Genomic DNA, 22985 nt, shown 5'->3' with positions numbered 1-22985 from the left:
CAGGGGGAGGACCTATCCTTGCGGGGGATATGGACCAGGGAACAACCGCTATGGCAAGGCATCCTGCAACCCCGGCGACCCATGAGTGCAATGACTGAACTCCCCTGGATCCTGGGGGGCGGACTGCTGATGAGTGGCATCGCCATGTCCGGTGCCATCAGCCTGCTGATGCGCGAAGCCACCCTGGAGAGGATCCTGTTGCCGCTGGTGTCCCTGGCGGCGGCAACCCTACTGGGTGGGGCCTTCTTCCACATGCTGCCCGAGGGGCTGGCATCTGTTCGACCGCTCAATGCGGGGCTCTGGGTCCTGGTTGGTTTCAGTACGTTCCTCCTGCTTGAACAGTTACTCAGCTGGCACCACTCCCATGGCACCCACTCCAACAGCCGGGAGCCGGTCACCTACCTGATCCTGCTCGGGGACGGGATCCATAACTTTATCGGCGGGCTGGCGGTTGCCAGCACCTTCCTGATTGATGCGCGCGCAGGTATTGCCGCCTGGCTTGCCGCTGCGGCACACGAGGTGCCCCAGGAGCTTGGGGATTTTGGAGTGCTGGTACACGGTGGCTGGTCGCGCCGCCGGGCGCTGGCCTGGAACTTTATCTCCGGCCTGACATTTCCCCTGGGCGCATTACTGGCTTACCTGCTGTCGCGCCACTTTGACCTGGGCACACTGGTCCTGTTCGGGGCTGGCAGCTTTATCTACATCTCCGCCTCGGACCTGATCCCGGAAATCAAGCATCGCGGGGGCGCCGGCGCCGCGGCGGTCCATTTCGGTTTCTTTGCCCTTGGGCTGCTGCTGATGTTCGCCCTGGCACGCTATGTTGCACACTGACCTTTAGCCGGGGGGTCCCGGGCATGGTGTCGGCCCCTTGCTAAACTACGGATAGCACGAACACCCGAACACAACGGTACAGCCGATGGCTCACTCATTGCTTGGACAGTCGCGCGACCCGGTCTGCGGTGCCACGGTGCCGGAGGGGGCTCACAGCTGGCAACACCGGCATATCAAGTATTCTTTCTGCTCCGAGCACTGCCGTTCCCGCTTCCAGCGCTGGCCACACCTGTATGTGGGTGAGGCCACCTTCGGGCTGGCGGAGAAACAGCTCGGTACCGCTGTGTTCAAGGCCCACAGGATCAGGCTGACGAAAAAGCTCAATGCAGAGGCCCGTGACCGGGTGATGGCGTCAGTTCAGTCACTCAAGGGTATCGACGGTCTCTGGATTAAAGGGGAAGAGGTGCTTGTCCGCTATGACCTGATGCAGGTTTCGCTGAGCGATATTGAGGAGGCGATCATCGCCGAGACCGGGAAGCTGCGTAACCATATCCCAGACAGGATAGAGCGCGCGCTGATTCACTACAGTGAGGAGTGCGAGCTGGATAACCTCTCGCACCTGCCCAGCCACTATCGTCCCTGAGTCCTGCTGCGGCTGCGGCTGCGAGACAGGGCGCTCCCTGGTCTAGACTGGTCCGGCAGCCGCATCCCGATTTGCCAGGCACCGGACCCCTCGCCATGCACGAACCCCTACCGCCAGAGGCCCAGGAAAAGACCTCGATTATTTCCACCGGCAGCCTCCCGGCCGCCGGCACGGTAGCGGCCATGCTACACGATGCCTATGAGCTGTACCGGGTTGGCGACGAGGGCAGGGTGGCGGATTACATCCCGGTGCTGGCAGAGGTGCCGCGGGACCTGTTTGGCGCGTGCATCACCAGCGTCGATGGCACCCAGCATGCAGAAGGTGATGCGGATCACTCTTTCACGATCCAGAGCGTGTCCAAACCCTTTGTGTTCGCCCTGGTATGCCAGGCCATAGGCGTGGAGGAGGCCCGCAGGAAGATTGGCGTCAACGCTACCGGCATGCCCTACGATTCCGTGATCGCCCTGGAACTCAGCCCCGATCGCCTTACCAATACCATGGTCAATGCCGGTGCCATTGCCACCACCAGCCTGGCGCCGGGTAAGACCGCGGAGGAAAAATGGCGTTTTGTGCTAGACGGTCTGTCCCGCTTCGCGGGTCGCCGACTGGAAATTAATGAAACTGCCTACAACTCGGAGATGGCGACCAACCAGCGCAATCGCGGCGTCGCTAAATTGCTCGAGGGATATGAGCGGATGTACTGCGACGCCATGGAGGCAACGGATGTCTACACACGACAGTGTTCTATCAATGTCACGACCCGGGACCTGGCAGTAATGAGTGCCACACTGGCCGGCGGCGGTGTGAACCCGCTGTCCGGTGAGCGCGTCGTGGGTACCGCTGTATCCAAGCGGGTGCTGGCGGTATTGGCAACCGCCGGGCTGTATGAACTGACTGGTGATTGGCTCTACGAGACCGGGCTGCCCGGCAAGAGCGGTGTCAGCGGGGGGCTGATTACGGTGATCCCCGGGAAGGGCGGCCTGGCCACCTTTTCCCCGCCCCTGGATGACGCCGGTAACAGTATCAAGGGGCTCCAGGTGACCCGCTACCTCTCCGAGCGCATGGCGCTCAACCTGTTCGCATCCAAGCCGCGACAATGATATATCTGTAAGGCAGAGCGATAAGTAGTCACAAGAGTAACAGGATAGACGTCAATGAAAGCATCCGATTTGTTTGTACGCGCACTGGAAGCCGAGGGCGTTGAATATGTATTCGCCATCCCGGGCGAGGAGAACCTCGATTTACTGGAGTCCCTCCGCGGTTCGAAGATCGAGCTCATTATCACGCGCCATGAGCAGGCTGCGGGCTTTATGGCTGCAACCTATGGCCGGCTGACCGGCAGATCCGCTGTGTGCCTGTCTACACTCGGTCCCGGCGCCACCAACCTGGTGACAGCCGCCGCCTATGCCCAGCTGGGCGCCATGCCCATGGTGATGGTTACCGGACAGAAACCCATCAAGAGCTCCAAGCAGGGTCAATTCCAGATTATCGATATCGTCGACATGATGCAGCCCCTGACCAAGTTCACGCGCACCATCGTCAGTGGTGACAATGTGCCTGCCCATGTGCGGGAGGCTTTCCGCCAGGCGCAGGAGGAGCGCCCCGGCGCGACGCACCTGGAGTTGCCCGAGGATATTGCCCACGAGCATTCCACCATGCCGGTACTGGAGCCCAGCTATACCCGCCGGCCCATTGCCGAAGAAAAAGCGATCCGCCAGGCAGCGGAGGCGATCACCGCCGCGCGCAGACCGCTGTTACTGATTGGTGCGGGGGGCAACCGCAAGTTGACCGCCAAAATGTTGCGGGAGTTCGTCGAAAAACTGGGCATTCCCGCGGTTACCACCCAGATGGGCAAGGGTGTGATCGACGAGTCGGGTCCGCACTTTATCGGTAACACCGCACTTTCCGATCACGATTTTGTGCACCGGGCCATCGACCAGGCCGACCTGATTATCAATGTCGGCCACGATGTGGTGGAGAAACCGCCATTCTTTATGCGCCCCGGCGGTGCCGAGGTGGTGCACATCAACTTCAACTCAGCCCAGGTGGACCCGGTGTATTTCCCGCAGATCGAGGTGGTAGGCGATATCGCCAACAGCCTGTGGCAGCTGAAAGAGCGACTGGAACCCCAGGATCACTGGAGTTTTTCCGACGCACACCGGATTCGTGATGCGCTGCAGAAACATATTCACGATGGTTGTGGCGATGACAGCTTCCCGATCAAGCCGCAACGCCTGGTGAAGGAAATCCGCGATGTCATGCCGCAGGACGGCATCCTTGCCCTTGATAACGGCATGTACAAGATCTGGTTCGCGCGTAACTATCCTGCGCACTCCCCCAATTCCGTATTGCTGGACAACGCCCTGGCCACCATGGGTGCCGGCCTGCCATCGGCCATGGCGGCCAAGCTGGTCTTCCCGGACCGCAAGGTGATGGCCATCTGTGGTGACGGCGGCTTCATGATGAACTCCCAGGAGCTGGAGACTGCCGTACGGCTCAAGCAGGACCTGATCATCCTGCTGTTGCGCGACGATGGTTACGGCATGATCAAGTGGAAGCAGAAGCAGATGGACTTCCACGATTTCGGGCTGGACTTCGGCAACCCGGATTTCGTTGCTTACGCGGAGGCCTACGGGGCCAGGGGCCATCGCATCAAGGCCACCGCCGAACTCAAGCCACTGATCCGGAAGTGCTGTCAGGAGGGCGGCGTGCACCTGATCGACGTGCAGGTCGATTACGCGGACAACGATCGCATACTCAACCGCGAAATTCGTGAGCTGTCCGGCAAGCTGTGATTAATGGCCAGCCCGGCTGGGCCACCTGACAATACCAGAAGGAGAGCGGCATGCTCCGGGAATCCTATCCTTATTACCTGGCCAATGAGGCGGTGGCGGCCAACACCGACCTGGAAGTGCTCGATAAATATTCCGGGGATGTGGCCACCCGGGTGGCGCTGGCAGCGACAGAAACCATCGATAGGGCCATCGACTGGGCGGTGAAAGCCGAGAAACCGATGGCCGCAATGGCACCGTACGAGCGCCAGGCGGTACTCAACCACTGTGTCACACGTTTTAAGGAGCGCTATGACGAGCTGGCCGAGGCACTTTGCATCGAGGCCGGCAAACCCATCGGGGATGCCCGCGGCGAGGTTACGCGGCTGATCGACACCTTTCAGGTAGCCGCAGAGGAGTCGGTACGTATCGATGGCGAAGTCATCAACCTGGAAATATCTCCCCGTGCCAGGGGCTATCGCGGTTTTGTCAAGCGTGTACCGGTGGGGGCCTGTTCGTTTATCTCGCCATTTAACTTCCCGTTGAACCTGGCCGCCCACAAGGTGGCGCCGGCGATCGCCGCCGGCTGCCCGTTTGTGCTCAAGCCCGCGAGTCGCACGCCGGTGGGCGCGCTGATTATTGCCGAGGTCCTGGCGGAGACGGACCTGCCAAAGGGAGCCTTCTCGGTGCTGCCCTGTCACCGGGAGGGCGCCGACCTCTTTACCGTGGATGATCGTTTCAAACTGCTCAGTTTTACCGGGTCACCGGCCGTCGGCTGGGACCTCAAAGCCCGTGCTGGACGCAAGAAAGTGGTGCTGGAACTGGGGGGCAACGCGGCCTGTGTAGTGGATGCGGATACCGACCTGGACGACGCGGTCGAGCGCCTGGTTTTCGGTGCCTTTTACCAGTCCGGCCAGAGCTGTATCGGTGTGCAGAGGATATACGGGCACAGCAGTATTTATGCAGAGCTGAAGCGACGGCTGGTCGAACGCACGCGGCAGCTGGTCAAGGGGGACCCGCACGACGAGGAAACCTTTATCGGCCCGATGATTTCCGAAGGGGAAGCCACGCGACTGCACAACTGGATCCGGGAAGGGGTAGAGCAGGGTGGAACACTGCTGTGCGGTGGCGAGCGGGACGGGGCCATGCTGGACCCGACCCTGCTGGAGAATGTGCCCCGGGGCTGCGCAGTGGTAGAGGAAGAAGCCTTTGGCCCAGTGGCTGTCCTCGAGTCTTTCGAAGACTTCGACGACGTGTTGGCGCGGGTCAATGACAGCGCCTTTGGCCTGCAGACAGGCATATTTACCCGCGACCTCTACCGGGCGCAGAAAGCATGGGACCAGCTCGAGGTGGGTGGCGTGATTATCGGTGATGTCCCCAGCTGGCGGGTCGACAATATGCCCTATGGCGGGGTCAAGGACTCCGGCCTGGGCCGCGAGGGCATTCGCTGGGCGATTGCCGACATGACCGAGGAGCGCCTACTGGCGATTCGTACACCGGCGGGGTAGCACCAGCCAGCCTCCCGGCCAGTTGGTGCCAGCGGTTGTCAGCTCCAGCTACCCGGTGCAGGTGCCTGGAGTCCCAGATGCCGTGCATGGAACTGCAGGTGCTCGCCAATAAAACTGGCAATAAAAAAGTAGCTGTGGTCATAACCATCATGGCGCCGTAATTGCAGCGGGTAGTTGCTGACCAGCGCTGCCATCTGCAGTGCTTCCGGCTTCAGTTGTTCTGACAGGAAGTTGTCGGCTTGACCCTGGTCCACCAGTGCCGGTACCTGTGCCTCGTTCGCAAAACTACGCATCAGCAGGCTCGCATCGTAGGCTTCCCAACCCGCGGTGTCCTCTCCCAGGTAAGCCGTAAATGCCTTCCTGCCCCAGGTACTGTCGACCGGGTTGGCAATGGGGCTGAATGCAGACACTGAATGGAACCGCCGGGGGTTGCGCAGCGCCAGCACCAGGGCTCCGTGGCCACCCATGGAGTGGCCGCTGATGGACCGCTTGTCATTTACGGGAAACATTTCTTCGACCAGGGCCGGTAGCTCATCGAGTACGTAGTCGTACATGTGGTAGTGACGGCTCCAGGGATCGCGGCTGGCATTGACATAGAACCCCGCGCCCTGGCCCAGGTCGTAACCCTCGTCGTCGGCTACCGCCTCGCCTCGCGGACTGGTGTCCGGCGCCACCAGCGCCATGCCCAGCCTTGCGGCAATCTGCTGGGCGGCGGCTTTCTGCATGAAATTCTCATCCGTGCAGGTCAGGCCGGATAACCAGTAGAGCACCGGCACCCGCTGGCCATCTGCCGCATGCGGCGGCAGGTAGATGGCAAAGCGCATATCGCAGTTGAGTACATCGGAGCGGTGGCGGTATTGCTTGTGCCAGCCGCCAAAGCTCTTGTTACTGCTCAGGTTTTCAAAGGTCATGGGAAGGCCCCGGTCAGTGATCGAAATGGATCACGGAGCGAATGCTTTCGCCGCTGTGCATCAGGTGGAAGGCCTCGTTGATGGCCTCCAATCCCATGGTGTGGGTGATAAAATCGTTCAGCTTGAACTCTCCGGCCAGGTAGCGCTCCACGTACTCGGGTAGTTCGGAACGTCCCTTGACCCCGCCGAAAGCGGTGCCTTTCCAGACCCGGCCGGTGACCAGCTGGAACGGACGGGTGGAGATTTCCTGGCCGGCCCCGGCCACACCGATGATGACCGATTCACCCCAGCCCTTGTGGCAGCATTCCAGCGCGGACCGCATCACGTCGACATTGCCAATACACTCGAAGGAATAGTCCACGCCCCCATCGGTCAGCTCGACGATCACATCCTGGATCGGCTTGTCGTAGTGCTTCGGGTTGATGCAGTCGGTGGCACCCAGCTGGCGGGCCAGGTCGAATTTGCCCTCATTGATGTCGATGGCAATGATACGCCCGGCCCGGGCCATGGTGGCGCCGATCACTGCCGACAGGCCGATACCGCCGAGGCCAAAGATGGCGACGGTCGCTCCCTCCTCAACTTTTGCGGTATTCATTACCGCGCCCATACCGGTGGTGACACCACAGCCCAGCAGGCAGATTTCTTCCAGTGGTGCCGCCTTGTCCACCTTGGCCAGCGATATTTCCGGCAGCACCGTGTACTCGGAGAAGGTTGAGCAACCCATGTAATGGTAAATCGGCTCTCCATCCTTGTAGAAACGGGTGGTGCCGTCCGGCATCAGCCCCTTGCCCTGGGTTTCGCGGATCTTGCCGCACAGGTTGGTCTTGCCGGACTGGCAGAATTTACATTCGCCGCATTCCGGTGTGTACAGAGGGATCACATGGTCGCCTACTGCCAGGCTGGTCACGCCTTCACCCACAGATTCCACAATACCGCCTCCCTCATGGCCGAGAACGGCCGGGAAAATACCTTCCGGGTCGTCACCGGACAGGGTAAAGGCATCGGTGTGGCACACCCCGGAGGCAACCACACGGATGCGGACCTCGCCGGCCTGCGGTGGCATCACATCAATTTCCTCCACCGATAGCGGTTGTCCCGCTCCCCAGGCCACGGCGGCCCTGGCTTTGATGGTCCCGGTCATAAGGCTCTCCTCGGTAATAGGGCGGCGGTATGCCGCGATATGGCGGGCAGTCTAACTGTTTCCATTCGGGTTATAATCGGCGCTTTTGGTAAATCATATTTACCAGGTGGTAATAATTGTGGCGAAGTATTGATGGGGCAAGCAATGCGCGAGTGGGAAGGAGTCAGTGAATTTGTCGCAGTGGCCGAGGCCGGCAGCTTTACCGGCGCCGCCCGCAGGCTGGGGATCTCCACCGCCCAGGTCAGTCGGCAGGTCAGCGCCCTCGAGTCCAGGCTGTCGACCAAACTGCTGTATCGCACCACGCGCAAGGTGTCGGTGACAGAGGTGGGGCAGGTGTACTACCAGCATTGCCGCCAGGTTCTCGACGGCCTTGAGGAGGCTGAGCGGGCTGTAAGCGACCTGCAGCAGGTGCCACGGGGCCGGCTCAGGCTGACCGCCCCCGTCACCTACGGCGAGACCACACTGGCGCCACTGGTAAATGATTTTGCCCTCCGCTACCCGGAGCTGGAAGTGGATATGCAGCTGACCAACCAGAAGCTGGACCTGGTGGCGGAGGGCTACGATCTCGCCATCCGCCTGGGCAAGCTGGACGACTCGAGCATGATGGCGCGGCGACTGGGATCCCGCACGTTGTATGTCTGCGCCTCCCCCGCTTACCTGGCCGCCCACGGTGAACCCCACAGCCTGTCGGAGCTGGGGCAACACAACTGCCTGCCGGGGACCCTCGAATACTGGCGCTTCCGGGAGCAGGGGCGATCGAGGGATATCCGGGTGAGTGGCAGTATCCGCTGCAACAGTGGACAGGCGCTGGTAGATGCGGCGCTGAAGGGGATCGGTCTCGTGCAATTGCCGGACTACTACGTCGACGAACACTTGCGTTCAGGCCGCCTCATTTCCCTGCTGGAGCACTACCGGGAGGAGGATGACGGTATCTGGGGCGTCTACCCCCACAACCGTCACCTGTCGCCCAAGGTGAGCATGTTGCTGGACTACCTGGGCGAGTTTATCGGTTAGCCCGGAACATGGCATCGGCTCTGCAGGGGGGGGGCCGCACCGGCATCACCACTCTACACAGATCTTGCCAAAGTGCGCGCCGCTCTCCTCATAGCGGAAAGCGTCACCCAGCTCCTCGAACGGGAAAGTGCGGTCAATTACCGGGCGGATTCCTGTCTGGTTGAGCGCGGCCACATACTCCTGCTGGTTACGGCGGCTGCCCACGACCAACCCCTGTAGCCGAGCCTGCTTGGCCATCAGCATCGCGGTGGGCACCTCGCCGGATGTGCCGGTCAATACACCGATCAGGGCGATATGCCCGCCGATACGGACTGCCTTGATGGACTGTTCAAGGGTGCCGGGCCCCCCGACCTCTACGATGTGGTCCACACCCCGGCCGTCGGTGAGTTCCAGTACTTTTTTGCCCCAGTTTTCCTCACGCTTGTAGTTGATGGTGTGACCGGCGCCCATGTCGCTGACGCGCTCCAGTTTCTCGTCGGAAGACGAAGTGGCGATAACCCTGGCGCCCATGGCCCTGGCGATTTGCAGGGCGGCAATGGACACGCCCCCGGTTCCCAGTGTCAGTACCGTGTCACCCGCCTTGAGTCCCCCATCGACAACCAGTGCACGCCATGCGGTAAGCCCGGCGGTGGTAATGGTTGCCGCCTCTGTGTGGCTCCACCCGTGGGGTGCATGGGTAAAGGCACTCTGCGGGCGCACCGCGTGACTCGCGGCAAAGCCATCGATGCCATCCCCGGGGGTACCGGCGAAGCTGCCAACGCCCAGCCCTGCATGCCCATCGGACCACTGCGGAAAGAAACAGGAGACAACCTGGTCACCGGGACTGAATTCGGTGACGCCCTCGCCGACAGCCTCCACAGTACCTGCGCCGTCGGACATCAGTACCCGGCCGTCTTCCGTGGCAATCTGCCCGGCAGCTACCAGGTAATCGTGGAAATTGAGAGACGTGGCATGCAGTGCGACCCGGATTTCTCCCGGGCCGGGTTCGCCCGGGTCCGGCCTCTCCGTGATTTCGAGCCGGTCGAGCCCGCCGGGTGCCTTTACGACAAAAGCCTTCATTTTCCTCTCCTTTCATCTATGTAGGGCAGGGCTGTGAATACCCGCAATGGTGTGCCCCGGCCGGGATCCCGCCCTATACAGGGCTATGCAATTCAGTTGCTACTCTCCTGCCACAACTCCCTCACGCAGTGCACCTCGATCTTGAGGTTCGGGTCGCGCATCTCCCGTCTCACTATATTGATCAGTTCCTGCGCATATTGCCTGTCGAGGTCAAATGGCGCACCGATCACAAGGACCACATCCGAACGGTGGTAGGGTGATGCCGGGCGGCCCGCGGTTAAAATCTCAACGTCGGGGTTTTCCTCTACGTAATCTTTCAGGGGCTCGATCACCGTTCGGGACAGGGGGTACAGATTGGGTTTTGGTTTGCCCTGTAGCAGGTCCCTGACCAGAGAGACTTTCAACGGGCCGAGCAACACAATTGTTACCAGCGCCATTACCGCCACAGTAGCAGCCACCCATCGACGCTGCCGAGAGCGCGTTCGTGTCGTACGGACACCCATCGATCGAAAGGTCAGGGCTGCGAAAAGTACGATGGCGATAAAGTTGGTTAGGAACAACAATGCCGCACCATTGGCATTACCGAACTGTAAATAGGCAATGGAAATGCCGACTGAACACAGGGGCGGCACAAGTGCAGTAGCAATTGCGACACCGGCGATGGAACCGACAAGGTTGGGGCGCGCAGATGCATACGCGGCAGCGGCACCGGATGCTGCGGCAATTACCAGGTCGAGCACATTCGGCGCGCCCCGGGCATAAATCTGGGGGGTGAGTTCGACGCCGGGAGTCAGCACACCGATCACGAAACTGATCAATACGGTCAGGAGCGTGCCCGAACCGATGGAGGCCAGCGAGGTGTTTCCCAGTTTCGGATTGGCCTGCGCCAGCGCCATACCGCAGCCGAGCATCGGGGTCATCAGCGGGGCCAGTAACATAGAGCCGATCACTACCGCCGGGGAGTCCTGCAGTAACCCCATGGATGCGACGATGGTCGCGAGGCCCAGCATAATCAGGAAATCGAGGGTTAACAGCGAACCGCGGCGCAAGGCGCCAAGCAGGTCGGCGTAATCCGCGGGGCTGAGAAGCGGGTTCCACTCCTCACCGATAGTGCCATGCCGCCAGGGTTTCAGCGCCGGGGCGCGCTTGATCACCGCAACCGCAGGGTGCCGAGTGAATTCGATGATCGTGCTCACAAAGCTGGAGTTGGCTCCGACCAGCACAAGGTCGTGCGCGTCCATTGTCCTGGCATTTTTTGCGCGCTGACTCTTGCGCAGGATCTGGCATTCAATGTGCTCACTATCTTCCAGGCCGGTATCCCGTATCAGTTGATTCAAGCCCTGTTGGCCGACCTCTATATTCACATCCTCATAATCGGCCTCAGTGCGGGCAAGAGTTATTTCACCCTGGTTGGCTTCTACCAGCTGGTGCGCCAGGAAAAGGGCCGCGCCATCGTGTGGGTTGTCATCAGCCAGGACAAATATTTTCCTGGCTTGGCTGGTGCGTGCGGGGCCGCCAAACAGAATGGCCACACTACAGGGGGCCTTTTTCAGCAGGCTATTGGTAGCGTAGGTTGCGCCCTCGGCACCGTCCTGATCATCTGCGGTGGCGACCAGGAACTGGATTTCCTCATGTTTCGCAATTTCAAGCGCACTCTCAGTTGCATCGGGAGACGGCTGGACACGTATCTCGCAGTTGTCGTACTTCGACAGTCGCGCGAGTGCAGGTACCTGCTGATGCTCCTGTAGGTAGCGGCTGGCCGCTTCACTCAGGCTGCTGTTTCTGGATTCCCCGCCTGGAGGCGGAGCTTCAGCGTATTGCCAGCAGAGAGCGCAAACAGACGTATCGCGCGCCTGTGCGACCTCCGCTGCCAGAGGGAGCACCTGACCGAGTTCCCGGTGATTTCTGATCAGGGCAAGGACGGCCATTGAGTCAACCTCAACTGCGTGGCTTCGGTGGATTATTGGCAAAAAAACAGGCCGAGCGAGTTCAATATAGCCCTTCCCGAGCAACCGTTTACCGCGGCTGGCCGGTGAGCGCGAATACGCGACATGAAAGGGTGGTAGGCGAACCAGTTTGCACCAAACTTGCCTGGGGGGGGTTAGCTAAAACCGCCGGGAGCAGTCCGGAGCGCCGCCCAATGCAAAGAGTGACCAGGTGGTAATCCTCCAGGCGCCACCCAGTTTCGCAAGGCTAAAGATATTGCAGAAATCGTCCACTCGGGGATTTGTTTCGTGGGGACGGCGAAAGGCGACAAGAATCGCGGCAGTTCCATCATCGCCGACCGACAGTGTCTCTATTACATGCCTGGTGAAGGGGTGGGAAGTAACATGAAACTTTTCACGGAAAACATTCAACATCACCGCGCTAATTTCCGGGCTATCACTCAGCCCGGGCATCTCGCCCACGTAAAAAACCGGTGCTCCGGCGAAGTACTCATCAGCTACTCTGGCTGGCGCGAGGCTGCTGTCAGAGAAATCCTCCATAAACTCACTGATAAAGGTCTCCACGGCCTGTTTCTCTTCTGGCTCGGCGCTCACCGCCAGTGGTGTCAATAGCAGGAGCAGTATCTTCCCGATCGAACTAACGGTTTTCATGGTAACGGCCCATTCGGATTGCTCCGGAGAAGCTTGACAGAATTATCAATTGAAGGGCCTGAAAGCTGCGCATTTGGCTGCCAATATACCGGGATGTGCAGCTATGCTGGGGGCAAGGCTTACGGGCAGACAGGCGCCCGGTGCTGCAATGATTTGCCCTCCCTGTCGATAAGTCGCTCGCGCACCCCTGGTGTTTCTATCCTGTGGGGAACAGATTCGGCGAGTAGGAGAACTGTGGATCAGTTAAGTCCTGATGAGTGCAGCGTCACCCCGGCAGCCCAAATCGGTGTCATTACCGAGGTACACGGCCCGGTGGTGGTGATCCGTTGCCAGCGGCTCCCGCCTTTGCGCAGGGCATTGAAGGCTTTTGTCGATGGTGAGACTTACCTGTTTGAAGTCCACCAGCACCTGGACCAGCATCACGCGCGGGCCATTACCCTGCACCGCACCGGCGGGCTGTGCCGGGGCAGGCCGGTTTACGATACCGGCGCGCCATTGCACGTCCCGGTTTCCATCGATTGCCTTGGACGCCTGTTGAATATTTTTGGTGAACCGCTCGACGGCGCGCCTGCGCTTGAAACGGATGAATATCGGAATATTCATACGCCACCGACTGCCCTGTGGGATGCGGTCGATACCGGTGACATCCTCCAGACCGGTATCAAGGTGATCGATCTTTTGTGCCCCTTCGTGCGCGGCGGCAAGACAGGGCTGTTCGGCGGTGCTGGTGTAGGCAAGACCGTGCTGGTGATGGAGTTCATGCACGCCGTGGCCGCTCTCCATAGCGGCGTCTCTGTATTCGCTGGTGTGGGAGAGCGGATTCGCGAGGGGCACGAGCTATGGCACGAGATGCGCGAGGCGGGGGTTATGGACCAGACCCTGATGTGCTTTGGCCAGATGGACGAGTCGCCGGGGGTGCGCTTTCGCATCGGCCTGTCGGCGCTTACCTACGCCGAGTACCTGCGCGATTCCGTGGCCAGGGAAGTACTGTTCGTAATGGACAATATCTTCCGCTTCGTACAGGCCGGCAGTGAGATTTCCAGCCTGCTTGGCCGAATGCCGGCCACGGTCGGCTACCAGCCCACCCTGATCAGTGAGGTGGCCGAGCTCCAGGAGCGCATACTCTCCACCCGCTCAGGGGCGATTACCGCGGTAGAGGCAGTCTATGTGCCCGCCGACGATATGACCGACCCGGCGGTGGACGCGATCCTGGGCCACCTGGACTCTGCGGTTGTGCTATCCCGGGCGCAGGCGGGGAAGGGGATCTACCCGGCTGTGGAGCCGCTGCAGTCCGCCAGCCGCGCGATGGACCGCCAGACTGTCGGCGACCACCATTATGCAGTGGCCGAGGGAGTGCGCGAACACCTGGCACGCTACCGGGAGCTGGAGGACATTATCGCCATGCTGGGTATCGAGGAGCTGTCCCGGCAGGATCGACGGATTGTGCTGCGTGCCCGTAAACTGCAACGCTACCTGACCCAACCCTTTAACGTCATCGCCTCCCACACGGGTATCGCAGGCGTCTCTGTCCCCCTGGAGGAAACCCTTGCGGACTGCGAGGCCTTCCTGCGTGGCGACTATGATGAGCTGGGGGAAGACGACTGCTACATGCGCGGCAGCATGCGGGACCGGGCAAAATGAACAGCTTTACCCTGGAACTGCTTTCCGCCACCGAGCTGCGGAAGGTCGAGGGTGTCATTTCTTTCGTCGGTGAGGATGCATCCGGCAGCTTCGGTATCCTCGCCGGCCATATGCGCTGCATAACTTCCCTGGTGTTCGGCCTGAGCCGCTTTCGCTGTATCGACGGGGAATGGCACTACCTGGCACTGCCCGGCGGGCTGCTCTATTTTCTCGACAACCGGCTGCAGGTCTGCACCCGGCACTTTATGGTCGACAGGGATTACGAACGGATCTCCGGATTGCTGCAGGAGCAGTTACTGGAGGAAGAGCGGGCGCTGCAGGATATGAAAGAGAGTCTCCGGCGCCTTGAGGAATCGTTGCTCAAGCGTCTCTGGGAGTCGGGCCATCAGCAGATCCTGCAGGAGTAGACCACAATGAGGGAAGACAACGACAGGGCCCTGAAGAACAGGGTCGAGCGCCAGGCGCGGAGAATGCGAAGGGCAGAGCGGGAACGGCCCACCCTTTTCGCACAGACCATTTATATTGGCACCCTGGGTCTGGTGCTTGTCTTGCCGGTCGTCGGCGGTGCCTACCTGGGGCTCTGGCTGGACAGCCTGGCCGGGGGCTACTCCACCCGTTGGACCCTGAGCCTTATTTTTGTCGGGCTGGTGGTAGGCGCCACCAATGTCTACCTGCTGATCAGGGAAAAGTGAATGCGCGACGGCGAGCTCTTTCCCACCGTATTCTTCAATCTGGGACCGGTCCAGGTCACTGGCACAGTAGTGACCACATGGGCAGTAATGCTGGGGCTCTGGTTGATGGCCTGGTTGATTTCGGGACGCCTGCGGGAACGACCCGGCCCTGCACAGGCTGTGGCCGAGGGGGTCGTCGGGGCCATAGAGGGTGCCATCCGCGCAGTGGCGCCGGACCATGTCAGACTGCTGTTGCCGTTTATTGCCACCCTGTGGATCTTCCTGGTGGTGGCCAATCTCTGCGGCCTGCTGCCCGGGGTCCATTCACCGACGCGGGACCTGTCGGCCACCGCAGCCCTGGCGATACTGGTATTCCTCTCAGTGCACTGGTTCGGTATCCGCAGCCAGGGTTTGAGACCCTACCTGCGCCATTACCTGACCCCCAGCCCCTTGCTGTTGCCGTTCCACCTGATCAGCGAGGTCACCCGCACGGTTGCACTGGCAGTTCGCCTGTTCGGGAACATCATGAGCCTGGAAATGGCGGCACTGCTGATACTGCTGGTAGCGGGATTCCTGGCCCCGGTTCCTATACTGATGCTGCATATTGTCGAAGCCCTGGTACAGGCCTATATCTTTGGCATGCTGGCGCTGATCTATATTGCCGGTGGGCTTCAGTCCCAACAACTCAGGCAACAGCCGCAAGGAGAGCGCGATGAATGACATATCCTGGTTTGCGCTGCTTTCAACCATCGCAGCCATGCTGGGCATCGCGATTGGCGTGCTGCTTCCCGCATTTGCCATGGGGCGGGCCATCAGCAGCGCGCTGGATGCCCTGGCTCGACAGCCGGAAGCAGAACGTTCGATCATGCGTACCCTGTTTATCGGCCTGGCTATGATTGAATCCCTGGCAATCTATGTGCTGGTGATTGCGCTGATCATCCTGTTCCGCAATCCACTGCTGGAATACCTGCTCGAGTCGGCGTCGTAGCAGGAGGGGTAAGCCGTGGAGCTCAGCTGGTCGACCTTCCTGCTGGAAATCATTAACTTCCTGGTACTTGTGTGGATCCTCAAGCGGTTTTTCTACAAGCCGCTGCAATCCGTTATTGCCCGACGGCAAGAAAGCATCGAGGAAAGCCTGGCCACGGCTGAACAGACCCGTGCGGAGGCCGCCAGCCTACAGCGGCAATACGAGCAGCGGCTGTCCCAGTGGGCAATTGAGAGCGAGCAGATGCGGGAGGAACTCCAGGCCGAGATGCGCACCGAACGCACAAAGCGGCAAACAGAACTGGAGGAGTCATTGCAACAGCGGCGCCAGCAGGCAGAGGTTGCCGACAAGCGCCAGCGGAGGGAGCTACAGCGGCAGCTGGAGCAGGCAGCCCTGCGCCAGGGCGGCCAGTTCGCGGCACGGCTACTGCAGCAGGGCGCAGGGCCGGAGCTCGAGCAGCGCCTGCTGGAGCTCCTGCTGCGCTCCCTGGATGAGCTCCCGGATGAACAGCGCGCGCCGTTGCGGGAGCAGCTTGCGGAGCGGGGCGAACTGGCTGAGGTCACCAGCGCCTTCCCGCTGGAGGAGGACCAGCGAAGGGACATTGAGGAGGTACTGGGCGAGGTCCTGCAACCTGGTATCCGCTGCCACTTTGTCGAGGACCCGAAGTTGCTAGCTGGCCTGCGCATTACTGTCGGCCCGTGGCAGCTGGGGGCCAGTGTCCGGGACGAGCTGCAGGCATTTACCGAACTGCCACAGGCGGGATCGTGAACGACAGGCTATTGCCGGACCGGGCACGCTGGCTGGAGGGCTATCGGCCACAGCTGCGCATCCACGAGCAGGGACGGGTGGTTTCAGTCGGTGACGGCATCGCCTGGGTCGCAGGCCTGCCAACCGCGGCTATGGATGACCTGCTTGAATTCGCCGATGGCAGCCGGGGCCTTGTGTTCGACCTCTCGGGCAACCTGCTGGGCGCTGTGCTGCTGACAGAGACCGAGCAACTGACTGCCGGTACAACCGCACACCGGTATCCGCGGCCACTGGGATTGCCGGTGGGGGATGCACTGCTGGGCAGGGTCGTGGACCCGCTGGGTAATCCGCTCGATGGCAAGGGGACAGTGGATAGCCAGGGCTGGCGACGTATGGAAATGGCGTCTCCACCGATTACGCAGCGGGACTTCGTGCATCGGCCGATGTATACCGGCAACAAGGTGCTGGACACGCTTATCCCCATCGGTTGCGGTCAGCGACAGTTGCTGATCGGGGACGAGGGCCTGGGGCGCAGCGCGCTCGCCCTGGACGCGGTGATCAACCAGCGCAACTCGGGCGTGCGCTGTGTTTATGTGCTGATCGGCCAGAAGCGCTCGGCAGTGGTGAACAGCATCCGCCTGCTACGGGACTATTTCGCCATGGACTACACCACCGTGGTGGTAGCGGAAGCCAGCGCACTACCAGGGCTGCAGCACCTGGCGCCTTTTGCCGGCTGCAGCATAGCCGAGTACTGGATGCGACGGGGCCACCACACCCTGGTGGTATACGACGATCTCTCTACTCACGCAAAAACCTATCGGGAACTGTCCCTGTTGTTGCGGCGCCCGCCGGGTCGCGAGGCCTATCCAGGCGATATTTTTTCCGTCCACGCGCGCCTGCTGGAGCGTGCTACCTGCCTGGGCCCGGATGAGGGTGGCGGCAGCATGACCGCGCTGCCAATTGTGGAGACCAAGCAGGGCGAGATCGCCGCTTATATCCCCACCAACCTGATTTCCATCACCGATGGCCAGGTCTACCTGAACCGTGAACTGTTCACTGCGGGGTTCCGGCCCGCCATCGATATCCCCATGTCGGTATCCCGGATAGGCGGCCGTGCGCAGCACCCGGCGGTCAAGCGGGAAGGAGGGCGTATGAAGCTCGATTACCTGCAGTTTCTCGAGCTGGAAATGTTTACCCGCTTTGGTGCCCGGCTGGAAGCGGGAATGGAAAAGGCTATCCGGCGTGGCCGGGTGCTGCGGGAAGTTCTCAAGCAGGAGCGCCTTGCGCCCCTGTCGATCGAGTACCAGCTGGCGTGGATGGTTGCGTTTAACGATGGCCTGCTCGATAACCTGGACCCACAGCAGGTGCGGCAGTTCCTGGCACAGTTGCAGGCGAGGATGGAAACCAGTGAATTAGTCCTGGACGACCCGCGCCGACACTGGACCTGCCTAACCCGGGAGGTGTTCTCCACTGTTGAGGGTGCAGCAACATGAGCCGCCAGCAGGAGCTGGCCCGGCACGAAAGGCAACTGGGCGAAACCCGTGAGATTGTCGGAGCAATGAAAGCGATGGCCTTTATGGAGGTTCGCCGGCTGGCGCAGACTCTTGACAGCCAGCGCCGGGTAGTCGAGACGATGAACACTGCGGCAGCAGACCTGCTCAGCTATTTTCCCGATGCTCTGCCATCGCCGGTGGGGGAGCTGCGCCACGTCTACCTGCTGATCGGCTCCGAACGTGGCTTCTGCGGAAGCTTTAATGAGAGCCTGGTAGAGAGGCTGGAGGAGTGCCTCGCGCGGGAACCGGTCCGCAGCGATGCCTGGCCCGGTATTATCGGTTGGGGACGCCGGCTATGCGCAAGGCTGGAGGGCCATCCCCGGTTTGTCGCGGCGCTGGACGGTGCAGCGCTGGCGGATGAGGTCAACTCGCGGCTGCAGCAACTGCTGGTGCGGCTGGCTGAGCTGCAGGGTGCAAGCGCCACGGCACTTACAGTGCTCTACCGGGACCCACAGCGGAAGGCGGTGGTGGAGGATGAGCTTTTGCCGCCGTTCCAGGGGCTGCGAAATCGCGTGCAGCGTTATCCTTGCCCACCGCAACTCAACCTTTCCCCGGCAACCCTTGTGCGTGAACTGGCGGAGGAATACCTTCTGCAGTCGTTGCAGAAAATCATTTACCTGTCACTGATGGCTGAGAACCAGCAACGCATGCAGCACCTGGAAGGTGCCAGTCATTACCTGGATGAGAAACTGGATTTGCTGCATCGCAAAGCCAGCCAGCTTCGGCAGGAGGAAATCACCGAGGAGATCGAAGTGATCCTGCTGAATGCAGACAGCGCCAGTATGCCTCGCGATCAGGAATCCCTGCAGGGGGATAACGAGAGAGACAAGGGGGATGCCAACCGGTAATCACCGCTTCGTGCGATGCAAGGCTGGATTCTCAGCGGGGTCCGGTTACCGCAACGATGGCCAGGCCAGCAAGCTATACGAGCAATTGCGGGAACAGCACCAGGATCACGCCCAGGACCAGCATCACCAGCCCGCTGGTAAATTTCAGCCAGCGCCCGGCCCTGTCTGTCAGCCTGCGGCTGCCCAGGGCGATAACCGCGATGCTTACCATCAACAGGTCGTCGGCGATGTAGGCAAGGATATAAAGCCCCAGGTAGGCGTAATACGCGCCGGCCCCCAGCTCCTGCCGGGACAGTACCGCTGTATAGATTGCCGGGAGCCCGGCCGTGCACAGCAGCTCGATAAAATTCACCAGGATCGCGAGCAGCGCAACGCCAACCAGTGACGCTGCCAGGCTATCGGCCCGCAGTACCCGCCTCAGCCGCTCGTAGAGCCCCGGTTTGGCGGATTCCGGGATCGACAGCGTGTACTCGCGTCCACTGCGGACGCCGCTGCGGAAAAAGTCCCGGAGGTTGAGGGCACCGATCGCCAGCGCCACGCCTCCGAGCAACCAGCGCAACAGTGCGGAAACCCCCACCAGCAGGAACAGGTTCAGCCAGGCTGCCATAAACACGTAATAAACAGCCCCGCTGACGAGTACAAAGGTACCCGCAATCAGTGCCATGCGACGGCGATCCTGCAACCTGACCAGTATCGAGAGCAGTATCAACAACACCCACATGGCGCAGGGGTTGAAGCCGTCGATCAGCCCCAGGGCGATTGTGAACAGCGGCAGGCCCAGGTCGGCGACATCCAGTCCGCCGGGGCCTGCCGCTTCAGTCTTTCCCGGCGTTGCGGCGCCTCCTTTTACCAGTTCCGCCAGTTGCGGCCCGGTAACCGCGGGGCTGGCAAAACCCACCAGTACCCGGTCCTCGATCACGAAAGTGGGCACGCCCGGTGGCCAGGCGCCGGCGCGGCGTGAGTGCCGGGCAAGGTCCTCAGCAGCTCGCGGGTCACTGTCCAGTGAGCGGTAGACAATGCGCAGCCCGGGGTGCTCGTGGGCGAACTGTGGCAGGTATTCCTTGGCTGCGGCACAATGGGGACATCCATCCCGCACGAATACTTCCAGCACCTGTTCCGCTTTCGCCTGATCCGCCACTGCCGCACCGGCCAGTGACAGCAAAACCAGCATGGTCCGGACAGGAACCGACAATCGTACTCGCCAGCCTGGGGCGGGCAAGACTGGCCAGCACATCCGAAGTGTTTGCAGAAAACTCATTGGCAACCGCTGTATTGGCATGTCACTGTTCAGTAAAGACGTAATGGCAGTGGCAGGCTTCCGGCCGTGAGTGCAACCGTATAGCTAGCCCGGAATGCAGCTGGATTCCCCGGTTGGCACTGCCGGAGAACGCCCCGCCGATCTGGCCGGGGCTGCTAATGTTTGTTTATCCAGTTCCCCCAATCCCGAGTTGCAATGCCTGACAGCAACCCCCAGCGCCAGTGGCAATCCCTGTCGCCCCGGGAAGTGACCGCGTTACTCGACAGTAGCGATGCGGGCCTGACCACGGCAGAGGCCAGCCGGCGGCTCTCAACATATGGCCCCAACGCGCTGCCAACGCCACGCCTGCCCGGGTTCCCGCGGCTCTTCCTGCGCCAGTTCGCCAGCCCACTGATCTATGTGCTGCTGGCGGCGATGGCGGTATCCCTGGGTGTCGGCAAACTGGCGGATGCCACGTTTATCGGGTTGATTCTGCTGCTCAATGCGTTAATCGGGGCCCTGCAGGAGTACCACGCCCATCGCAGTGCGCAGGCCCTGCGCAAACTGATGGTGAACCGGGTACAGGTAGTGCGGGACGGCGAAACCATCGAGATTCCTGGAGAGGAGCTGGTACCGGGAGACCTGGTGCTGCTGGGTTCAGGGGATCGGGTACCGGCCGACCTGTACCTGCTAGAGGCAAAAGGCCTGGAAGTGGATGAGTCCGTCCTTACCGGTGAGTCATTGCCGGTGGGCAAGGACAGTGACCTACTCTGTGCACCGGACGCACCGCTGGCGGAAAGGTTCAACCAGTGTTTCGCTGGCAGCCTGGTTGCCTCGGGCCGTGGCAGGGGGGTGGTCACCGGTACCGGCCTCGCGACCGAGGTTGGCAAGCTGAGCCTGAGCCTGGAATCTGCGGAGGAGGCGAAGCCACCGCTGTTCCAGCGTATCGAGCGCTTCAGCAAAAAACTCACCATCGCGTTACTGGTCAGCGTGGCGCTGCTGGCTGCGATCGAACTCGCCCGGGATACCCCGCCACTATTGATATTCATGACGGCGGTAGCCCTGGCAGTTTCTGCCATTCCCGAGGGCCTGCCGATGGCGCTGACGGTGGTGCTTTCCATTGGCACACGTCGTATGGTCAGGCGGCATGTCATTGTCCGCAAACTGGTAGCCGTGGAGAGCCTGGGCTCCTGCACCGTTATTGCCGCTGATAAAACCGGCACCCTGACAGAGAACCGGCTCACGGCCAGCGAGGTGGCCTTGCTGGACGACCGCAATTACCACATCGGCACAAATCATCCCAGCGACGAGGTGATTGAGCGACTGTGTCGCGTCGCCGCGCTCTGCAACGAGGCGGAGGTACACAAGACAGATGATGGCCAGTGGCAGGGCAGCGGCGACGCTGTGGACCAGGCACTACTGGCCATGGCCTGTAAATGTGGTATCGAGCGCGGTCATTTACTGGCTCGATATCCGCTTTGCTCCCAGATCCACTACGAACCCGCTCTGGGTTATGCCGCGACCCTGCACAATGACGGCGAACGGGGACTTAGCTGCGTGAAGGGCGCGCTGGAAAAACTGTTGCCCATGTGCAGCAGCATGGCCACTGCAGCGGGCGATGTCCCCCTGGACAACAGTCGCGCTCTGGACGCGATGAAGAGCCTGGCCGAGCGCGGGGCGCGGGTCCTTGCGCTGGCCGAGGGCAAACTGCCCGCAAGCGACCGTGTTTTCCCCGAACAGCTGCATAACCTTTGCCTGCTGGGATTGGTCGGCATGGTGGATCCACTGCGCCCGGAAGCGGCACAGGCGGTGTCGGACTGCCGTACCGCCGGCATCCATGTGTGCATGCTCACCGGCGACCATCCGCACACTGCCCTGAGCATCGCCCGGGAACTGAAACTTGCGGACCGTGAAGACGGGGCTGTGACCGGTATGGAGCTGGCACGGGCGGAGGCCCAGGGCAGCAGGGCTGTCGACCAGCTGACATCCGGTACCCGTGTTTACGCGCGGGTTTCGCCGGACCAGAAGCTGACCATTGTACAATCTCTGCAGCGCCAGGGTGAGTTTGTCGCGGTAACCGGAGACGGGGTCAACGATGCCCCGGCGCTGCATAGCGCCCATGTCGGTGTGGCCATGGGAGAAAGGGGAACCGAGGTGGCGAAGGAATCCGCTGACCTGCTGCTGACCGACGACAATTTCGCCTCGGTGGTGGCCGGGGTAGAGGAGGGGCGCATCGCCTACCGGAATATCCGTAAGGTCGTGTTCTTCCTGATTTCCACTGGCGCCGCTGAAATTGTCCTGTTCGTCTTGAGCACCGCCTTCGCAATGCCGTTACCGCTGACGCCGGTTCAGCTGTTATGGCTCAACCTGGTTACCAACAGTGTGCAGAGCGTGGGCCTGGCACTGGAGCCGGGAGAGGGTGATGAGATGCAGCGCCCGCCGCGCCCGCCCAGGGAGTCGCTGTTCGATCCGCTGATGTTACGCCGGGTCATTACCTCCGGCCTGGTGATGGGCGGTGTCGCCTTCAGTTGCTTTTACTGGCTCCTGCAGCAGGGCTGGCAGGTAGAGCAGGCGCGTAACAGTGTGCTGCTGCTGATGGTGCTGTTTGAGAATGTGCAGGTGTTCAACAGCCGCTCGGAAGTCCGCTCCATCTTCCACCAGCCGTTTTTCTCCAACCCGGTGCTGCTACTGGGGACACTGGCGGCCCAGGGTCTGCATATCCTGTCGATGTACTCGCCTCTGATGCAGGGTGTGCTGGGCGTTTCGCCAGTGAGCCTGGCACACTGGACAGGCCTGTTGTCGTTGGCGATGCTGCAGTTGCTGGCGATGGAGCTGCTGTTGCGCATTTCGAACTGGCGCGAGAGTAATACAGCTGCCGGATAGCGCGG

At 61.3% G+C, this 22985-nt stretch carries 21 protein-coding genes; 15 read left to right on the top strand and 6 right to left on the bottom strand.

Annotation, left to right across the window (positions count from 1 at the left end):
- Nucleotides 1-90: 90 nt before the first annotated feature.
- From LVE68_RS01615 to LVE68_RS01595, 5 genes are all read left to right on the top strand, one after another.
- Complete coding sequence (locus LVE68_RS01615; RefSeq protein WP_232942546.1) at nucleotides 91-831, top strand: ZIP family metal transporter; 741 nt, start codon at nucleotides 91-93, stop codon at nucleotides 829-831.
- An 85-nt stretch (nucleotides 832-916) separates the two neighbouring features.
- On the top strand, nucleotides 917-1414 hold the full coding sequence (locus tag LVE68_RS01610; protein WP_232942544.1) for a hypothetical protein: 498 nt from the start codon (nucleotides 917-919) through the stop codon (nucleotides 1412-1414).
- Between the two features lie 95 nt (nucleotides 1415-1509).
- Nucleotides 1510-2514: a glutaminase A gene (glsA, locus tag LVE68_RS01605; protein ID WP_232942542.1), complete on the top strand. Its 1005-nt coding sequence runs from the start codon at nucleotides 1510-1512 to the stop codon at nucleotides 2512-2514.
- 54 nt (nucleotides 2515-2568) lie between these two features.
- The gene (locus LVE68_RS01600; RefSeq protein WP_232942540.1) at nucleotides 2569-4209 is read left to right on the top strand and encodes an acetolactate synthase large subunit; all 1641 of its coding nucleotides are present in this window, start codon (nucleotides 2569-2571) and stop codon (nucleotides 4207-4209) included.
- Between the two features lie 50 nt (nucleotides 4210-4259).
- Nucleotides 4260-5693 (top strand): aldehyde dehydrogenase family protein, encoded by a 1434-nt coding sequence (locus LVE68_RS01595; protein ID WP_232942539.1) that lies wholly within the window; start codon nucleotides 4260-4262, stop codon nucleotides 5691-5693.
- Between the two features lie 38 nt (nucleotides 5694-5731).
- Here LVE68_RS01595 and fghA read toward each other — a convergent pair whose 3' ends face one another.
- Nucleotides 5732-6604 carry an S-formylglutathione hydrolase gene (fghA, locus tag LVE68_RS01590; RefSeq protein WP_232942537.1) on the bottom strand — a complete coding sequence of 291 codons (873 nt, stop codon included), beginning with the start codon at nucleotides 6602-6604 and terminating at the stop codon, nucleotides 5732-5734.
- Nucleotides 6605-6617: 13 nt separating this feature from the next.
- Nucleotides 6618-7745: an S-(hydroxymethyl)glutathione dehydrogenase/class III alcohol dehydrogenase gene (locus tag LVE68_RS01585; RefSeq protein WP_232942535.1), complete on the bottom strand. Its 1128-nt coding sequence runs from the start codon at nucleotides 7743-7745 to the stop codon at nucleotides 6618-6620.
- Between the two features lie 144 nt (nucleotides 7746-7889).
- On the opposite strand from LVE68_RS01585, the gene LVE68_RS01580 reads away from it, so the two are divergent.
- Nucleotides 7890-8759: a LysR substrate-binding domain-containing protein gene (locus tag LVE68_RS01580; RefSeq protein WP_232942533.1), complete on the top strand. Its 870-nt coding sequence runs from the start codon at nucleotides 7890-7892 to the stop codon at nucleotides 8757-8759.
- 45 nt (nucleotides 8760-8804) lie between these two features.
- Here the strand turns inward: LVE68_RS01580 and LVE68_RS01575 are convergent, their stop codons facing one another.
- The 3 genes from LVE68_RS01575 to LVE68_RS01565 form a co-directional block, all read right to left on the bottom strand.
- Nucleotides 8805-9818, bottom strand: a complete 1014-nt coding sequence (locus tag LVE68_RS01575) for a zinc-dependent alcohol dehydrogenase family protein (protein WP_232942531.1) — start codon at nucleotides 9816-9818, stop codon at nucleotides 8805-8807.
- Nucleotides 9819-9910: 92 nt separating this feature from the next.
- Nucleotides 9911-11746, bottom strand: a complete 1836-nt coding sequence (locus LVE68_RS01570) for a DUF389 domain-containing protein (RefSeq protein WP_232942529.1) — start codon at nucleotides 11744-11746, stop codon at nucleotides 9911-9913.
- A gap of 177 nt (nucleotides 11747-11923) precedes the next feature.
- A complete protein-coding gene (locus LVE68_RS01565; protein ID WP_232942527.1) occupies nucleotides 11924-12415 on the bottom strand; it encodes a hypothetical protein in 492 nt (163 codons plus the stop codon).
- Nucleotides 12416-12649: 234 nt separating this feature from the next.
- On the opposite strand from LVE68_RS01565, the gene atpD reads away from it, so the two are divergent.
- The 8 genes from atpD to LVE68_RS01525 are packed head-to-tail and all read left to right on the top strand — an operon-like array spanning nucleotide 12650 to nucleotide 18860.
- Nucleotides 12650-14056, top strand: a complete 1407-nt coding sequence (gene atpD / locus LVE68_RS01560) for a F0F1 ATP synthase subunit beta (protein WP_441338253.1) — start codon at nucleotides 12650-12652, stop codon at nucleotides 14054-14056.
- Nucleotides 14053-14463: a F0F1 ATP synthase subunit epsilon gene (locus LVE68_RS01555; RefSeq protein WP_232942525.1), complete on the top strand. Its 411-nt coding sequence runs from the start codon at nucleotides 14053-14055 to the stop codon at nucleotides 14461-14463. Before atpD ends, LVE68_RS01555 begins: the two co-directional genes overlap by 4 nt.
- A gap of 6 nt (nucleotides 14464-14469) precedes the next feature.
- Nucleotides 14470-14748 carry an AtpZ/AtpI family protein gene (locus LVE68_RS01550; RefSeq protein WP_232942523.1) on the top strand — a complete coding sequence of 93 codons (279 nt, stop codon included), beginning with the start codon at nucleotides 14470-14472 and terminating at the stop codon, nucleotides 14746-14748.
- Nucleotides 14749-15447 (top strand): F0F1 ATP synthase subunit A, encoded by a 699-nt coding sequence (locus LVE68_RS01545; protein WP_232942521.1) that lies wholly within the window; start codon nucleotides 14749-14751, stop codon nucleotides 15445-15447.
- The gene (locus LVE68_RS01540; RefSeq protein ID WP_232942519.1) at nucleotides 15440-15715 is read left to right on the top strand and encodes a hypothetical protein; all 276 of its coding nucleotides are present in this window, start codon (nucleotides 15440-15442) and stop codon (nucleotides 15713-15715) included. Before LVE68_RS01545 ends, LVE68_RS01540 begins: the two co-directional genes overlap by 8 nt.
- Nucleotides 15716-15730: 15 nt before the next feature.
- Nucleotides 15731-16480 carry a F0F1 ATP synthase subunit delta gene (locus LVE68_RS01535; RefSeq protein ID WP_232942518.1) on the top strand — a complete coding sequence of 250 codons (750 nt, stop codon included), beginning with the start codon at nucleotides 15731-15733 and terminating at the stop codon, nucleotides 16478-16480.
- A complete protein-coding gene (locus LVE68_RS01530; protein ID WP_232942516.1) occupies nucleotides 16477-17952 on the top strand; it encodes a F0F1 ATP synthase subunit alpha in 1476 nt (491 codons plus the stop codon). The genes LVE68_RS01535 and LVE68_RS01530 overlap by 4 nt, the downstream gene beginning before the upstream one ends.
- Nucleotides 17949-18860 (top strand): F0F1 ATP synthase subunit gamma, encoded by a 912-nt coding sequence (locus tag LVE68_RS01525; protein ID WP_232942514.1) that lies wholly within the window; start codon nucleotides 17949-17951, stop codon nucleotides 18858-18860. Before LVE68_RS01530 ends, LVE68_RS01525 begins: the two co-directional genes overlap by 4 nt.
- A gap of 73 nt (nucleotides 18861-18933) precedes the next feature.
- Here LVE68_RS01525 and LVE68_RS01520 read toward each other — a convergent pair whose 3' ends face one another.
- Nucleotides 18934-20052 (bottom strand): glutaredoxin family protein, encoded by a 1119-nt coding sequence (locus LVE68_RS01520; protein ID WP_232942512.1) that lies wholly within the window; start codon nucleotides 20050-20052, stop codon nucleotides 18934-18936.
- 261 nt (nucleotides 20053-20313) lie between these two features.
- Between LVE68_RS01520 and LVE68_RS01515 the strand changes: the two genes are divergently transcribed.
- Nucleotides 20314-22980, top strand: coding sequence for a cation-translocating P-type ATPase (locus LVE68_RS01515; RefSeq protein ID WP_232942510.1), 2667 nt, complete (start codon nucleotides 20314-20316; stop codon nucleotides 22978-22980).
- Nucleotides 22981-22985 lie beyond the last annotated feature (5 nt).

This window comes from Microbulbifer sp. YPW16 (assembly GCF_021290385.1).
Taxonomy (GTDB): Bacteria; Pseudomonadota; Gammaproteobacteria; order Pseudomonadales; family Cellvibrionaceae; genus Microbulbifer; species Microbulbifer zhoushanensis.
The sequence above is the reverse complement of the archived record's forward strand: the minus strand, read 5'-3'. Positions and strand labels throughout refer to the sequence as shown.

Excerpts from the sequence above, each read along its gene's own strand:
- LVE68_RS01615 (WP_232942546.1), top strand. The coding sequence starts at position 91 with ATGACTGAACTCCCCTGGATCCTGGGGGGCGGACTGCTGATGAGTGGC.
- LVE68_RS01610 (WP_232942544.1), top strand. The coding sequence starts at position 917 with ATGGCTCACTCATTGCTTGGACAGTCGCGCGACCCGGTCTGCGGTGCC.
- glsA (WP_232942542.1), top strand. The coding sequence starts at position 1,510 with ATGCACGAACCCCTACCGCCAGAGGCCCAGGAAAAGACCTCGATTATT.
- LVE68_RS01600 (WP_232942540.1), top strand. The coding sequence starts at position 2,569 with ATGAAAGCATCCGATTTGTTTGTACGCGCACTGGAAGCCGAGGGCGTT.
- LVE68_RS01595 (WP_232942539.1), top strand. The coding sequence starts at position 4,260 with ATGCTCCGGGAATCCTATCCTTATTACCTGGCCAATGAGGCGGTGGCG.
- fghA (WP_232942537.1), bottom strand. The coding sequence starts at position 6,604 with ATGACCTTTGAAAACCTGAGCAGTAACAAGAGCTTTGGCGGCTGGCAC.
- LVE68_RS01585 (WP_232942535.1), bottom strand. The coding sequence starts at position 7,745 with ATGACCGGGACCATCAAAGCCAGGGCCGCCGTGGCCTGGGGAGCGGGA.
- LVE68_RS01580 (WP_232942533.1), top strand. The coding sequence starts at position 7,890 with ATGCGCGAGTGGGAAGGAGTCAGTGAATTTGTCGCAGTGGCCGAGGCC.
- LVE68_RS01575 (WP_232942531.1), bottom strand. The coding sequence starts at position 9,818 with ATGAAGGCTTTTGTCGTAAAGGCACCCGGCGGGCTCGACCGGCTCGAA.
- LVE68_RS01570 (WP_232942529.1), bottom strand. The coding sequence starts at position 11,746 with ATGGCCGTCCTTGCCCTGATCAGAAATCACCGGGAACTCGGTCAGGTG.
- LVE68_RS01565 (WP_232942527.1), bottom strand. The coding sequence starts at position 12,415 with ATGAAAACCGTTAGTTCGATCGGGAAGATACTGCTCCTGCTATTGACA.
- LVE68_RS01555 (WP_232942525.1), top strand. The coding sequence starts at position 14,053 with ATGAACAGCTTTACCCTGGAACTGCTTTCCGCCACCGAGCTGCGGAAG.
- LVE68_RS01550 (WP_232942523.1), top strand. The coding sequence starts at position 14,470 with ATGAGGGAAGACAACGACAGGGCCCTGAAGAACAGGGTCGAGCGCCAG.
- LVE68_RS01545 (WP_232942521.1), top strand. The coding sequence starts at position 14,749 with ATGCGCGACGGCGAGCTCTTTCCCACCGTATTCTTCAATCTGGGACCG.
- LVE68_RS01540 (WP_232942519.1), top strand. The coding sequence starts at position 15,440 with ATGAATGACATATCCTGGTTTGCGCTGCTTTCAACCATCGCAGCCATG.
- LVE68_RS01525 (WP_232942514.1), top strand. The coding sequence starts at position 17,949 with ATGAGCCGCCAGCAGGAGCTGGCCCGGCACGAAAGGCAACTGGGCGAA.
- LVE68_RS01515 (WP_232942510.1), top strand. The coding sequence starts at position 20,314 with ATGCCTGACAGCAACCCCCAGCGCCAGTGGCAATCCCTGTCGCCCCGG.